The organism is Kitasatospora sp. NBC_01300 (genome assembly GCF_041435235.1).
Classification (GTDB): Bacteria; Actinomycetota; Actinomycetes; order Streptomycetales; family Streptomycetaceae; genus Kitasatospora.
Genome location: NZ_CP108409.1, coordinates 892501 through 904816, shown reverse-complemented (window position 1 = coordinate 904816; position 12316 = coordinate 892501). Strand labels below are relative to the sequence as shown.

General features: G+C 72.6%; 10 protein-coding genes. 6 read left to right on the top strand and 4 right to left on the bottom strand.

The genetic code is table 11. From position 1 onward, the window contains the following. Nucleotides 1-3 precede the first annotated feature (3 nt). From OG556_RS37555 to OG556_RS37540, 4 genes are all read left to right on the top strand, one after another. Nucleotides 4-219: an MbtH family protein gene (locus tag OG556_RS37555; RefSeq protein ID WP_331744577.1), complete on the top strand. Its 216-nt coding sequence runs from the start codon at nt 4-6 to the stop codon at nt 217-219. A gap of 10 nt (nt 220-229) precedes the next feature. Beyond that, nucleotides 230-1525 carry a cytochrome P450 gene (locus OG556_RS37550; protein ID WP_331744575.1) on the top strand — a complete coding sequence of 432 codons (1296 nt, stop codon included), beginning with the start codon at nt 230-232 and terminating at the stop codon, nt 1523-1525. A gap of 83 nt (nt 1526-1608) precedes the next feature. Continuing rightward, nucleotides 1609-2346 (top strand): SRPBCC domain-containing protein, encoded by a 738-nt coding sequence (locus OG556_RS37545; RefSeq protein ID WP_331744573.1) that lies wholly within the window; start codon nt 1609-1611, stop codon nt 2344-2346. Nucleotides 2347-2379: 33 nt separating this feature from the next. Then, the gene (locus tag OG556_RS37540) at nt 2380-2571 is read left to right on the top strand and encodes a hypothetical protein (protein WP_331744570.1); all 192 of its coding nucleotides are present in this window, start codon (nt 2380-2382) and stop codon (nt 2569-2571) included. 56 nt (nt 2572-2627) lie between these two features. Here OG556_RS37540 and OG556_RS37535 read toward each other — a convergent pair whose 3' ends face one another. The 3 genes from OG556_RS37535 to OG556_RS37525 form a co-directional block, all read right to left on the bottom strand. Beyond that, nucleotides 2628-4700 (bottom strand): alkaline phosphatase family protein, encoded by a 2073-nt coding sequence (locus tag OG556_RS37535; protein WP_331744567.1) that lies wholly within the window; start codon nt 4698-4700, stop codon nt 2628-2630. Beyond that, entirely contained in the window at nt 4697-5197 is a 501-nt protein-coding gene (locus OG556_RS37530; RefSeq protein ID WP_331744564.1) for a hypothetical protein, read from the bottom strand. Before OG556_RS37530 ends, OG556_RS37535 begins: the two co-directional genes overlap by 4 nt. Nucleotides 5198-5356: 159 nt before the next feature. After that, complete coding sequence (locus tag OG556_RS37525; protein WP_331744562.1) at nt 5357-5518, bottom strand: hypothetical protein; 162 nt, start codon at nt 5516-5518, stop codon at nt 5357-5359. A gap of 583 nt (nt 5519-6101) precedes the next feature. Between OG556_RS37525 and OG556_RS37520 the strand changes: the two genes are divergently transcribed. Both OG556_RS37520 and OG556_RS37515 read left to right on the top strand, forming a co-directional pair. Then, complete coding sequence (locus OG556_RS37520) at nt 6102-6818, top strand: flavodoxin family protein (protein WP_331744559.1); 717 nt, start codon at nt 6102-6104, stop codon at nt 6816-6818. A gap of 370 nt (nt 6819-7188) precedes the next feature. Continuing rightward, on the top strand, nt 7189-9069 hold the full coding sequence (locus OG556_RS37515; RefSeq protein WP_331744556.1) for a protein kinase: 1881 nt from the start codon (nt 7189-7191) through the stop codon (nt 9067-9069). Between the two features lie 43 nt (nt 9070-9112). Here OG556_RS37515 and OG556_RS37510 read toward each other — a convergent pair whose 3' ends face one another. After that, nucleotides 9113-12064 carry a BTAD domain-containing putative transcriptional regulator gene (locus OG556_RS37510; RefSeq protein ID WP_331744553.1) on the bottom strand — a complete coding sequence of 984 codons (2952 nt, stop codon included), beginning with the start codon at nt 12062-12064 and terminating at the stop codon, nt 9113-9115. Nucleotides 12065-12316 lie beyond the last annotated feature (252 nt).

The window sequence follows — 12316 nt, the reverse complement described above, 5'->3', positions numbered from 1 at the left end:
CCCATGACCAACCCCTTCGACGACCAGGACGCCACCTTCCTCGTGCTCGTCAACCAGGAGAACCAGCACTCGCTGTGGCCGCAGTTCGCCGACGTCCCCGAGGGCTGGACCGTCGCCCACGGCCCCGACAGCCACACCGCCTGCCTGGAGTACGTCGAGCAGTCCTGGACCGACATGCGGCCCAGGAGCCTCGCCGTCGCCATGGACGCCCGGCAGTAGCGCGGCCGACGTGACCTCCACCGACACCCTCGGCACCGACGCCCTCGGCACCGACGCCCTCGGCACCGACGCCCTCGGCACCGACGCCCCTGGCGCCGACGCCGCAGCCGGGCCCGGCGACCTCGCCGCGGCCCTGTACACGCCCGAGGCCCGCCGCGACCCGTACCCGTTCTACGCCCGCATGCGGCGCGAGAGCCCGGTCCACCGCAGCGCGCAGGGCATCTGGTACCTCACCCGGTACGCCGACATCGACGCCGCCCTGGGCGACCTGCGCCTGTCGAACGACCGGGACCGGATGACCCGGGCCCTCAGCGGCCTGGGCGGCAACCTGAAGGCCCTGAGCCGGCTCACCGACCGGCTCGGCCGGGTGATGACCAACACCGACCCGCCGGACCACGCCCGGCTGCGCAAGCTCGTCAACCGGGCGTTCACCGCCCGGCGGGTCGAGGCCCTGCGGGACGGCATCCAGGCGGTCGTCGACGACCTGATCGACCGGGCCGTGGCCCAGGGGCCCGCCATGGACTTCATCGAGGCGGTCGCCTCGCCGCTGCCCCTGGCCGTCGCCTGCGAGCTGTTCGGCATCCCGCCCGAGGACCGCCCCCAGGTCAAGACCTGGTTCCGCCGGATCGGCAACCTGGCCGCCGACATCGAGCAGGCCGAGGCCGCCGTCGACCAGTACGAGGAGTACCTGTCCCGGCTCATCCGGCAGCGCCGCGAGGATCCGGGCGACGACCTGATCAGCGCCCTGGTCACCACCCAGGCCACGGACGACCGGCTCACCGACTCCGAACTGCTGTCCACCTGCTTCGTCCTCATCACCGCCGGGGACGAGACCACCGCCAACCTGATCGGCAACAGCACCCTCGCCCTGCTGCGCCACCCCGACCAGCTGGCCCGGCTGCGCGAGGACCCGGCGCTGATCCGCACCGCCGTCGAGGAACTGGCCCGCTACGACACGCCGACCCAGGCGATCGTCCGGGTCGTCGCGCAGGACGTCGAGATCGGCGGGCGGACGCTGCGCGAGGGCGAGCTGGTGTACCTGTTCCTCAGCGCGGCCAACCGCGACGAGGAGCGCTTCGAGGACCCCGACCGACTCGACCTGGCGCGCACCCGCAACCGGCACCTGACCTTCGGCACGGGCCCGCACTTCTGCCTCGGCGGACCGCTCGCCAAGCTCCAGACCGAACTGGCGGTCGGCACCCTGGTCCGCAGGCTCCCGCGCCTCGGGCTCGCCGACGGGGCGGTCCTCGACTGGCGGCCCAGCCCGCTGCAACGGCACCTGTGCGCACTGCCGCTCACCTACTGAACGACAAGCCCGTCGAACGACGACCCCACCGAACGACAAGCCCACCGAACGACAAGACCATCGACCGCGAAGGAGAACCGACCATGGCCCGAGAGTTCCAGGTGCGCCGGGAACAGGACCTGCCCGCCGCACCGGACAAGGTCTGGCAGGCGATCGCCACCGGCGCCGGCAACCTCAGCTGGCTCTACCCCATGGAGGTCGAGCCGCACGTCGGCGGCACGGTCTCCCGCGGCGGCGGCACCGTCGTGGCCTGGGAACCGCCGCACCACTTCGCCGTCCTGGCGACCAGGGACGGCGGCTTCTCGAACACCCTCAGCTACCACATCGAGCCGGCCGACGGCACGTCGAGCCACCTGCGGATGGGCATCCACTGGGTGCACGAGGGCGTCGTCGACGACGGCTGGGACACCAGGGCGGACGCGGCCGAGAAGCACGTCGACTTCTACCAGCACAGCCTCGCCCAGTACCTGACGCACTTCGCCGACCGCACCGCCGTCTACGTCAAGGCCGCCCGGCCCGGACCGACCGCCGACCCCGCCGACTTCGCCACGCTGCGCCGCCGCCTCGGCCTCGCCGAGGACACGGCTGTCGGCGACCGGCTCTCGCTCGACCTCCCGGGCGCGGACGGCGGCCCGGAAGAGGTGGTCGTGGACTACCTGAGCCCCGACTTCATCGGCCTGCGCGGCCCGGACACGCTGTACCGGTTCTACAACGGCAGCTCCTGGAACTGGCCGATCTGGCTGGGCCACCACCTGTTCGCCGAGGGAGCGGACGAGGAGCAGGCGACCAAGGCGTGGAACGCCTGGCTCACCGCCTCCTGACCCGCCGTACGACAGACACCGGAGGGACCCCTGGTGGAAGAAACACTGCTCTACGCCGCCGAACTCGTCGAGGAGGGCGGCACCTACAGGCTCGTCGTGCAGGACGTGGTCCGGGACACCGTCCAGGTCACCCCCGTCCCCAAGACCGCGGTGGACAGGCTCCCGACCTTCCTGTCGGTGCTCAGCGCCAAGCTCAACCCCGCACCGGCCCGCAGTCGCCGGTAGGGCGCCTCACATCCGAAGAGGCCGGCGCCGCGCCCCGGCGCCGGCCTCCTCGCCGTTCAACCGCTGATGCTCGGCCGGCCGTTCTCGACGTGGCCCATGAGGCGGCGGCGGAAGGACGCGTCCTCGGCGATCGCGAGGTCCAGGTCGTACCAGCCGTCGGCAGCCTCGGTGTCCCAGGCGAGGACGAGGGATTGGCCCGTGACGACGGTCCCGGTCAGCGCCTTCGCGGTGCTGTAGTGCCGGGGCGCGACGGTGACGGTCTGCGGCGTGGCGCTGGGTGAGGTGATCGTCAGGGTGAGGGTGCGCTTCGGGGCGGCGGCGATGGCGGTGGCCACGGAGGTTTCGGCGGCGGCCCCGGAGGCCTTTCCGGCGAACTCGCGGCGGAACCCGTTGGGGCCGGTGAGGTAGAAGTCGTAACTTCCTTCGCGCAGCGGCACTTTGGTGGCCGGCGCGGTGGTGCCGAGCACGTCGAAGTGCCGGGGTGTGTCGTAGCTGCCGGACGTGCCGATGTTGTCGTACAGGGCCAGGTGTACGGAGGCGGCGCCGGTGTTGGTCGGCTGGAGGACGAACGCGCCCTGCTCCTGGTCCAGGGCGCCGTGGGCGTCCGGCTGGTACGGCAGCGGGCGGGCCAGACGCCGGGTGGGGTCGGTGGGTTGCGGCGGCGGGTCGCCGGTGCGGTCGAAGTCGAAGACCGAGGTGAGGTTGCCGGCCACGGTGCGCCGCCAGCGGCTGATGGCGGGCTGCCGCACGCCCAACCACTCCTCCAGGAAACGGACTTGTGAGGTATGGTCGAAGACCTGGGAGTTGACGTAGCCGCCCACCGTCCACGGGGAGACGACGATCATCGGTACGCGCATGCCCAGGCCGATGGGCTCCTTGCCGACGTACTCGTCGTCGATGCCCTGCGGGGGCACCGGCGGCGGCACGTGGTCGAAGAAGCCGTCGTTCTCGTCGTAGCTGATGAATAGCACGGTGGAGTCCCACATGTCCTCGTCGGAGGCGATGACGTCCAGGACCTGGGCGACGACCTCCTCACCGGCCATGGGGGCCGAACCGCCGTCGCCCGGGTGCTCCGAGTCCGCGTCCGAGGGCACCAGGTACGAGACCCGGGGGACTCTCTTCGCCGCCACGTCCTGCGCGAACGCGTAGACGAAGTCGCGGTAGTTCTTGGGGTTCTGCTGCGAGTCCGGCGGGGGCGGGCAGCGGAAGAGTCCGCGGTCGTAGAGGCTCCGGTCGGCCGGCGGCAGGTCGGCGACCGCCTTGGCGAGGGCCTCCACGTCCTCCGGGCGCACGCGCGTCGGATCCTTGTAGAAGTCGTACAGGCTCAGGTAGTCGAGATTGGCGCTGTTCAGCACGGTCTGGAAGATCCGCTTGAACTCGGCGTGGAAGTCCAGGTTGTTGTCGTAGTAGTTGTCCCAGCCCTGGTAGACGCGCCAGCTGATCCCGTCGGAGCCGAAGGGGTCGTTGTTGACCTCCAGGATCTCGGGGTAGCTGGACCAGTTGTAGCCGAGTGTCCGGTCCCCCGTGTACGTCGCATCGGGATTCTCGCGGTCGTGCGCGGCCGACCCGGTGACCCGTGACCCGTCGGGCTCCCAGCCGCCGAATCCGCTGAAGAGGTAGTTGCGGTTCGAGGTGGTCTCGCTCATCACCGAGCAGTGGTAGGCGTCGCACACGGTGAACAGGTCGGCCAGTGCCCGATAGGTGCCGACGACCTCCGGCTGGTCGAAGTAGCCCATCGTGACGGTTCCCTTGGCCTTGATCCACTGGTCGTGGCGGCCGTTGTTCCACGCCTGGTGGCCGGTGGGCCAGGTGTGGGCCGCGGGCTCGGTCGTCACGTCGTCCAGGCCGAACCGGTAGGGCCTCCGGGGCTTGGACGGATGGCCCGGGTCGGGCTGGTCGAGGACGGTGTGGCCGCCGGTCCCGGGGAACGTGACGAGGTTGCGGTCGTCGTAGCCGCGCACTCCTCGGAAGTTGCTGCCGAAGTAGTGGTCGAAGGAACGGTTCTCCTGCATCAGGAAGACCACGTGTCGGATGGCCTTCAGGCCGCCGGGGCGGGGTTTGCGCTTGAGGGCCTTCAGTAGCGAGTCCGGCAGCGACGGAGCGCTCTGCGGGGAGTGGGGAGTGTTCACGCGTTCTCCTGGTCCGGCGTGGCGGGCGAACCGGAGGGTGCGTTCTCGGTGGCCCGGAGGTAGTCGAGGTAGAGGAAGTCGCCCGTCGCGCCCTCGTTGAGGTTGGTGTCGACGCGGGTGTAGCCCGTCTTGGGAGGGATCTCCTGCGATCCGTCCTTCCAGTCCGTGACGGTGAGGTCGACGATGCGCCGGCCTGCGCCTTCCTGGCGGGTGACGGCCAGGAACAGGGCCTTGCCGTGCACGGGCGTCGCCCTGTTGAGGTCGACCGGCAGCTTCTGGTACCCGGGGGGCGGCTTCTCGTCGTCCTTCAGGACGCGGATGCCGGTGACGGGTTGGCCCTCGGCGGACCGTTCGACGACGAGGTACAGGTAGGCGCCGTGCGCGCCCTTGTTCAGGTCGACGTCGATCCACTCCCACCCGGCGGGTGTGTGGAACGGACTTCGCACCGGGTCGTCGTAGGCGACCAGAACGTTGACGTCTGTGACGAACTGACCCATGGGCAGGTCTCCGATCCGGGCGGGCGAACGTGAACGGGAGAGGCGGGACGGATGGGGGGCACGTACGGGTACGTGAGACGCCCGGCCGGGGGCGGTCCGGCCGGGCGTCCAGTGCGGGGTGCGGCGGGTCCGGTGCGGTCCGGGCACCCGAGGCGGCCGTCAGCCCTTGGTGAGGCCTTCCCACTCGCTCAGCGGCGCCGGACCGTAGGTCTTGGTGTCCACGGTGCTTTCCACGCGCCGGTAGTCGGTGTTGGAGAACACCCAGAACTGGTTCGGCTCGTCGGGTACGGCCATCACCGCGTCGACGTGGTCGAAGCCCATGGTTGAGTCCTTCTGAATCCATATGTGCGTGTGCTGCCGAAGCCTTGCCCGGGCGGATCCGTGGCTCGATCCCATGGCTCGCGCGCAGCGAGGAACGTCGGGGAGGAGCGCCACGACCCACGCTAGGTCGGCCGGTCCGGCGGCGCGATGCGAAAAGGCCTGGTGAGCTGCATTCCAGTGACAGGTAATTTTGCTACGAACCTTTGGCGCGAGAGGCGCGAGAAGTCGGTCCGGCGCTCGGGAGGCCTTGACGGCCTGCCCCGAGGCCTTCGGGGACCGAGGCCGAGCAGCTCTCTCGCAGGCCGGTACCGCGAGGCTCGACGACGGCGTCCCCCCGAGTGGACCGGTGTCCGGTCGTGGCTGGGGCAGGGCGCGGCCCGGGTACCCGCGGGGGCGGGCGGGCACTCGGATGCGGTACGCGTACCCCGAGGTCGAGTCCGAGCAGAGGAACGCGTCGGTCGACCGGATGGCGCGCCGTCAGGCGAGCGGCCCAGTTCCACGAGCGTCCGCCGCGCGGGGCTGGTGAGCTGGGCAGGGAGTCGGTGGTTGGACCGGCCTCCCGGAGCTGCTGGAGGAGGAGTCCGTGCCGGACCCGACGACGTCGTACACCGACCTGCGCGCCCTGGTGATCAACTGCACGTTGAAGCGTTCCCCGGAGCGAAGCCACACCCAGGGCCTGATCGACGTCAGCACCGGCATCCTGGAGCGCCAGGGCGTCGCCGTCGACGTCCTGCGCGCGGTGGACCTCGACATCGCCACGGGCGTCTGGCCGGACATGACGGAGCACGGCTGGGAGACCGACGAGTGGCCGGTGATCTACTCCCAGGTGATGGCCGCCGACATCCTCACGCTAGCCGGACCTGTGTGGCTGGGCGACAACTCCTCGGTGATGAAGAAGGTCATCGAGCGGCTGTACGCCTGCTCGTCGATCCTCAACTCCGAGGGCCAGTACGCCTACTACGGCCGGGTCGGCGGCTGCCTGATCACCGGGAACGAGGACGGTGCCAAGCACTGCGCGATGAACGTCCTCTACAGCCTCCAGCACCTCGGCTACACCGTCCCGCCGCAGGCGGACGCGGGCTGGGTGGGGGAGGCGGGCCCCGGTCCCTCCTACCTGGACCCCGGGTCGGGCGGGCCGGAGAACGATTTCACCAACCGCAACACCACCTTCATGACCTGGAACCAGCTCCACCTCGCCCGCATGCTCAAGGACGCCGGCGGCATCCCGGCCCACGGCAACCAGCGCTCCGGGTGGGACGCCGGCTGCCGCTTCGACTTCGAGAACCCCGAGCATCGCTGAGCGCAACGCGGCGGTCTCCGGGCGCGCCGACTCGCGGTGCTGCCGTGCCTCCGGCGTCAGACCGCTCCCATCCGCGGCTGAGTGGACGACCTGCGCCGGGTGCGGTCCACCCGGTGCAGGTGTTCAGCACCTGGCGGTCCTGGACTGCAGGATGGTGCTCGGGATGACGCCCCGGCTGCCCGGGTGGGGGTAGAGGGGAGGGTCGTGGGGCGGGGATGGCTTGAGTCGATCGTGATTCATATGATGGAAAGCCAGTAATTGTTTTGCCGGTGTCATGATCCTCGGAGGGCGCCCCGGACCAAGGTGCGCCCATGGAACCGGGCCGGTCTCCGGATTCGCTCCGGTCCTCGGGCTTGATTCAGGGAGTATCATGCGCGGCACCGTGCTCGCCGACCGCTACCGGCTGGTTGACCTGCTGGGCGGCGGGTCGATGGGCGACGTGTGGCTCGCCGAGGACGAGGTCCTGGGCCGCCGGGTCGCGGTCAAGGTGGTGAAGCCGGCCCTGCTGGACGAATCCGGCTTCGCCGAACGCTTCCACGCCGAGGCCCGCGTCATGGCACAGCTGCGCCACCCCGGCATCGTCGGCGTGTACGACTACGGGCACAGCGCCGTGGACGGGCGGCCCTCGGTCGGCTACCTGGTCATGGAGCTGATCGACGGGGAACCGCTGAGTGCCGTACTGGAACGCCGCGGCGCGCTGCCGGTGGAGGAGACCCTCCTGATGGCGCTCCAGGTGCTGGAGGCCTTGGAGGCCGCGCACGAGTCCGGGGTGGTCCACCGGGACATCAAACCGGCCAACCTGATGGTCCGCGACGACCGGACGGTGATGATCGCGGACTTCGGCATCGCCCGGCCCGGCTGCGACGCCCGGCTGACCGTACCGGGCATGGTGCTCGGCACCGCCGCCTACCAGGCGCCCGAACAGGCCTCCACCGGGACGGTCACCGCCTCGGCGGACCTCTACGCACTCGGCGTCGTCCTCTACGAATGCCTCGCCGGCCAGCTCCCCTTCGACGGGGAGACCGCCCTCGAACTGATCCTCAAGCACCTGACGGAGCCCGTGCCGCCGCTTCCGGAGGACGTGCCCGCGCCGGTGTGGGCGCTGGTCGAGCGGGCGATGGCCAAGGAGCCCAGCGAGCGCTGGCCCGACGCGGCGGCGATGGCCGCGGCGGCACGGGAGGCCCTCGCACCGGCCGAGGCGACGGCGCCGCCGGCTCCGGTCGGGCCCCGGCCGGTCGCCGGACGCGCACGGTGGGCCAGGTTCCGCCTGCGCGGGCTGATCGGGGTGACGGCGCTGTCGCTGCTCTGCGTGGTCGGAGCCTCCGGCGCGACGGTGATCCGGTCCGACGAGGACGACGCTCCGGACGCCGCCGCCGTCGCGGGCCCGGTGGCCGGACTCTCGGGCCCGGCCGTTCCCGCGGCGGTGGCAGCCGACCGCCAACCCGCCGGACAGCAGCCCGCCGAGCCGACGGCCCCGGTGCCGTCGGCCGGACCGGAAGCGGGCGGGAGCCCCACGCCCGGCGCCGAGCCCGAGCCGGTCGCCGGACGGACCCCCGCCGGGCCCGTCCGGCCCGGTACGCCCACCCGGGGCACCGCCGCGTCCCCTCCCGCCTCCGCCACGGCTACCGGCGGCCAGGGCGCCACCGCGCCCGTCCGGCCCGGTACGCCCAACCCGGCCCCCGCCGCGTCCCCTCCCGCCTCCACCGCGCCCACCGCGAGCCAGAACCCCGCCTCGCCCGCGCCGACCTCCGCCGTCCCGTCCCCGCCCACCTCCCACGAACCGCCCACGCCCACGCCGTCCGCGACGTCGACGCCGCCCACGCCGCCCACACCGGAGCCGAAACCGCAGCCGCAGCTGCCCTCCCAGACACAGATCACCGGCGTCAACGGCGCGCTGGACAACTCCTACTCCGCGGACCGGGACGGCAACCAGGTCGGCACCTTCAACGTCAACGGCACGCCGGCCCAGGTGTGGCGGCTGGAAAAGCTCTCCGAGGGGAAGTACTTCCTGCGCAACGCCTCCAGCAACTACACCAAGGTGCTGGACCTGGACACGGGCGACGGGCGCGTGCAGATCTGGACGAGCCCGCCGTACAACGACAACCAGCTCTGGTCCTTCGTGCCGGTCCGGGGCGGCTACCAGATCGTCAACGGCACCACCAAGGGCTGCCTGACGTCCGACGGAGTCGCCCGCTACGTCAGGGTGGCGGCCTGCTCCAACGCGGAGAGCCAGGTGTGGGCGCTGTCCTGAGCCGTCCGGCCGGCAGCCGAACACCCCCGGGGCGAGGGGAGGATCAGGCCGGCAGCCAGGACGGCCACTGCCGGCGGGGCCGGTCGGCGGCTCCGCCGAGGCCGATCAGGGCGCGCAGCCGGTCGGCTTCGGGGGAGCCGATGGAGGCCAGGATGTCGTAGGCCTCCGACCGGCACGCCCGGGCCGCGTCCTCGGCGGCGCCGCGGTCGGCGAGCGCGTCACCGAGCGCCGCCAGGGCCAGCCCCCGCCCCCGGCGGTCGCCGTCGAGCGTCAGCACCTCGACCGCCCGGCCGGCCGCCTCCACCGCCTCGTCGCCGCGGCCGACGGCTCGCAGCGACTCGGTGAGCCGCAGGAGCGTGCGGCCCGTCCGGCGCCGGTCGTCCGGCCGCAGCAGGGCGAGGGCGCCGCGGTGGTGGCTCAGGGCCTGCTCGAACTCGCCGCGATCGTGGGCGATCGTCCCCAACGAGTCGAGGGCGAGCGCCTGGAGCTCGTGGTCGGCGAGCTGGTGGCAGATCAGCAGCGACTGGTCGACGACGCGGACCGCCGCCTCGGGCCGGCCGAGCTCGGTGAACGCACCGGCCAGGTTGAGCAGTTCACCCGCCACCGAGCGCCGGTCGCCCAGCCGCTCCCAGACCGCGATCGCCGCCGCGAAGCCGTCGACCGCGTCGCCCGGCCGGCCGACCTGCACGAACAGGGCGGCCAGCGAGGCGTGGGCCAGGGCGAGCAGCGGCCCCGGCAGGCTGTGGGCGATGCACAGGTCGCGGGACCTGAGCAGCTCCCCGAGGGCCGCGGGTTCGGAGCCGACCTCGGTCAGCAGCCGGCCGAGCACCAGCCGGGCCCTGACCTCGGCCGTTCGGTCGCCCTGCCGGACGGCGGCCTGGAGCAGGACCTTGGCCGCGTGCCCCAGCGGCCGGGCGGCCTGGCCGGTCTCGCACAACAGGCTTCCCCCGAGCAGCAGTTCGGCCGCCAGATCGAGCCGGGGCGGCTGGGGGAGCCCGGCGTACTGGCCGACCAGGGCGCCGATGCCCTGGTACTCGCCGCGACCGCGGGCCACCACGTGGCAGTCGGCGGCGTACGGTGCGCCGGCGCCGGTCAGGGCCGCTCGGGTGGCGGCCGGGCCGAGGGCCGTGACGGTCTCGGCGTGCTGGCGGATCACCAGGCGGGTGAGGACGGCGGCCGGGCGGTCCGCCTCCGGGGCCGAGCCCGCGCCGCCGGCCTCGACGTCGGCCGCCGTCTCCGGGGTGAGCCGCTGGGCGAAGGCGCGCAGCAGGTCGTGGTACCGGTAGCGGTCCGGCGGCGCGGTCTCCAGCATCGAGCAGTCGACCAGCGACTCGGCCAGCTCCTCGGCCTCGTGCTCGGGCAGGTCGAGCACCGCAGCGACCGCGCCCGGCGACAGGTCGGGCACGTCCGGCACCGCCAACAGGCAGAAGGCCCGGGCCTGTTCGGGCGTCAGCTGGTCGTAGCCGAAGCGGAACGCCGACTCGACGGCGAGGTCCCCGGTGCGCAGCACGTCCAGCCGGCGACGGTTCTCGGACAGCTTGTCGAGCAGCCGCGCCATGGTCCAGCCCGGCCGGCAGGAGAGGCGGGCGGCGAGGATGCGCACGGCCAACGGGAGGTGGCCGCAGAGCCGCACGAGCTCCCTGGCCGTGTCCGCCTCGGCCTGCAGCCGCTGCCCGCCGACCACCTGGCCGAGCAGGTCGAGGGCCTCCTCCGGGGCGAAGGCCGGCAGCTCGACGACGTGCGCGTTGGGAAGCGAACCGAGCCTGGCCCGGCTGGTGACGAGCACGGCGCAACCGGGCCGGCCGGGCAGCAGCGGCCTGATCTGCTCGGCGTCCCGGGCGTTGTCGAGGACCATCAGCACGCGTCGGCCGGAGAGCAGCGAGCGGAACTGGGCGGAGCGTTCGGCGAGCCCGGCGGGCAGCGCCTCCGCCGGCACGCCGAGGGCGCGGAGGAAGGCGCCCAACACCTCCTCGGGCGGGGTCGGGCGGCCGTCGGCCCCGTGCAGGTCGACGTAGAGCTGGCCGTCGGGGAAATCGGCGGCCAGCCCGTGCGCGACATGGACGGCCAGGGCCGTCTTGCCCATGCCGCCCAGGCCCGACACGGTCGCCACGGGCACGGTGCGGGGCGCGAGCAGGACGGCCCGCACCGCCTCCGTCTGCGCCTCGCGGCCGGTGAAGTCGGCGAGGTCGGCCGGTACCTGGGTCGGCCGGACCGGCGCGTGGTACGGCGGGGGGGCCGTGGCGGTGGTGTCCGGCCGGGGCGGCGCGGGCGCCACGAGGGCGGCGTCGGCCACCAGGATCCGGCGCTGCAAGTCGCGCAGACCGGGCCCGGCGGCGACGCCGAGCTGCGCCCGCAGCCGCCGGTCCGTGTCGCGGTACACGCTCAGGGCCTCGGCCTGCCGTCCGGACCGGTAGAGGGCGAGCATCAGCAGCTCGGCGAACCGTTCCCTGAGCGGGTGCTCGGCCGCGACCGCGGTCAGTTCGGCGACGGCCTCGCCGGACGGCCCGGCCTCGATCTCGGCTTCCAGACACGACTCCAGGACGGTCACCCGCCGTTCGGTCCACTCGCCGCGCTGCCGTTCGGCATAGGGGCCGGAGAGCCCGGACATCGGCTCGCCCTGCCAGAGGGCCAGCGCCAGGCGCAGCGTGGCGGCGGCGCGGGCGTGCTCCCCGGCGCCGCTGAGCTCCTTCGCCGTGGCGACGAGCTCCTCGCAGCGGTGGGTGTCCAGCTCCCCGGGATCCACGGTGAGCAGGTAGCCCCCGCTGAGCGAGGTCAGCGGGGCGGGCCCCAGGACGCGGCGCAGGCGGTGGACGTACGTCCGGATCACGGCCATGGGCTTGGCAGGCGGGTCCTCGCCCCACAGGTCGTCGACGAGCTGACCGGTCGACACGGGGTGGTTGGCCCTCAGCAGCAGCGAGAGCAGCAGGCTGCGCTGCTGCGGCGACCCGAGTGCGAGCTCCCCGCCGTCCCGCCACCCCCGTATCGGTCCCAGCACCGTGAACCGCAACCCACCCACCGACCGTTCCCCTCTGCCTGCAAACGAACCCCCGGGCGCATGATACCGACCGCATCACCGCTGGCCGGGCTGCTCCTCACGGGGTCGGCCGCGGGGAGACGGAGGTGTCCGTGGAGGGCGGTCGACGCGGCAGGGGTGAAAAGAAAAAGAAGGTGCTCAGCCCGCGCGACATGCCGACGCCTTACGTAGTCATGAGGGGTATGCACGGGGATCACAGGACAAGGGAACAGG

Excerpts from the sequence above, each read along its gene's own strand:
- OG556_RS37555 (WP_331744577.1), top strand. The coding sequence starts at position 4 with ATGACCAACCCCTTCGACGACCAGGACGCCACCTTCCTCGTGCTCGTC.
- OG556_RS37545 (WP_331744573.1), top strand. The coding sequence starts at position 1,609 with ATGGCCCGAGAGTTCCAGGTGCGCCGGGAACAGGACCTGCCCGCCGCA.
- OG556_RS37530 (WP_331744564.1), bottom strand. The coding sequence starts at position 5,197 with ATGGGTCAGTTCGTCACAGACGTCAACGTTCTGGTCGCCTACGACGAC.
- OG556_RS37525 (WP_331744562.1), bottom strand. The coding sequence starts at position 5,518 with ATGGGCTTCGACCACGTCGACGCGGTGATGGCCGTACCCGACGAGCCG.
- OG556_RS37515 (WP_331744556.1), top strand. The coding sequence starts at position 7,189 with ATGCGCGGCACCGTGCTCGCCGACCGCTACCGGCTGGTTGACCTGCTG.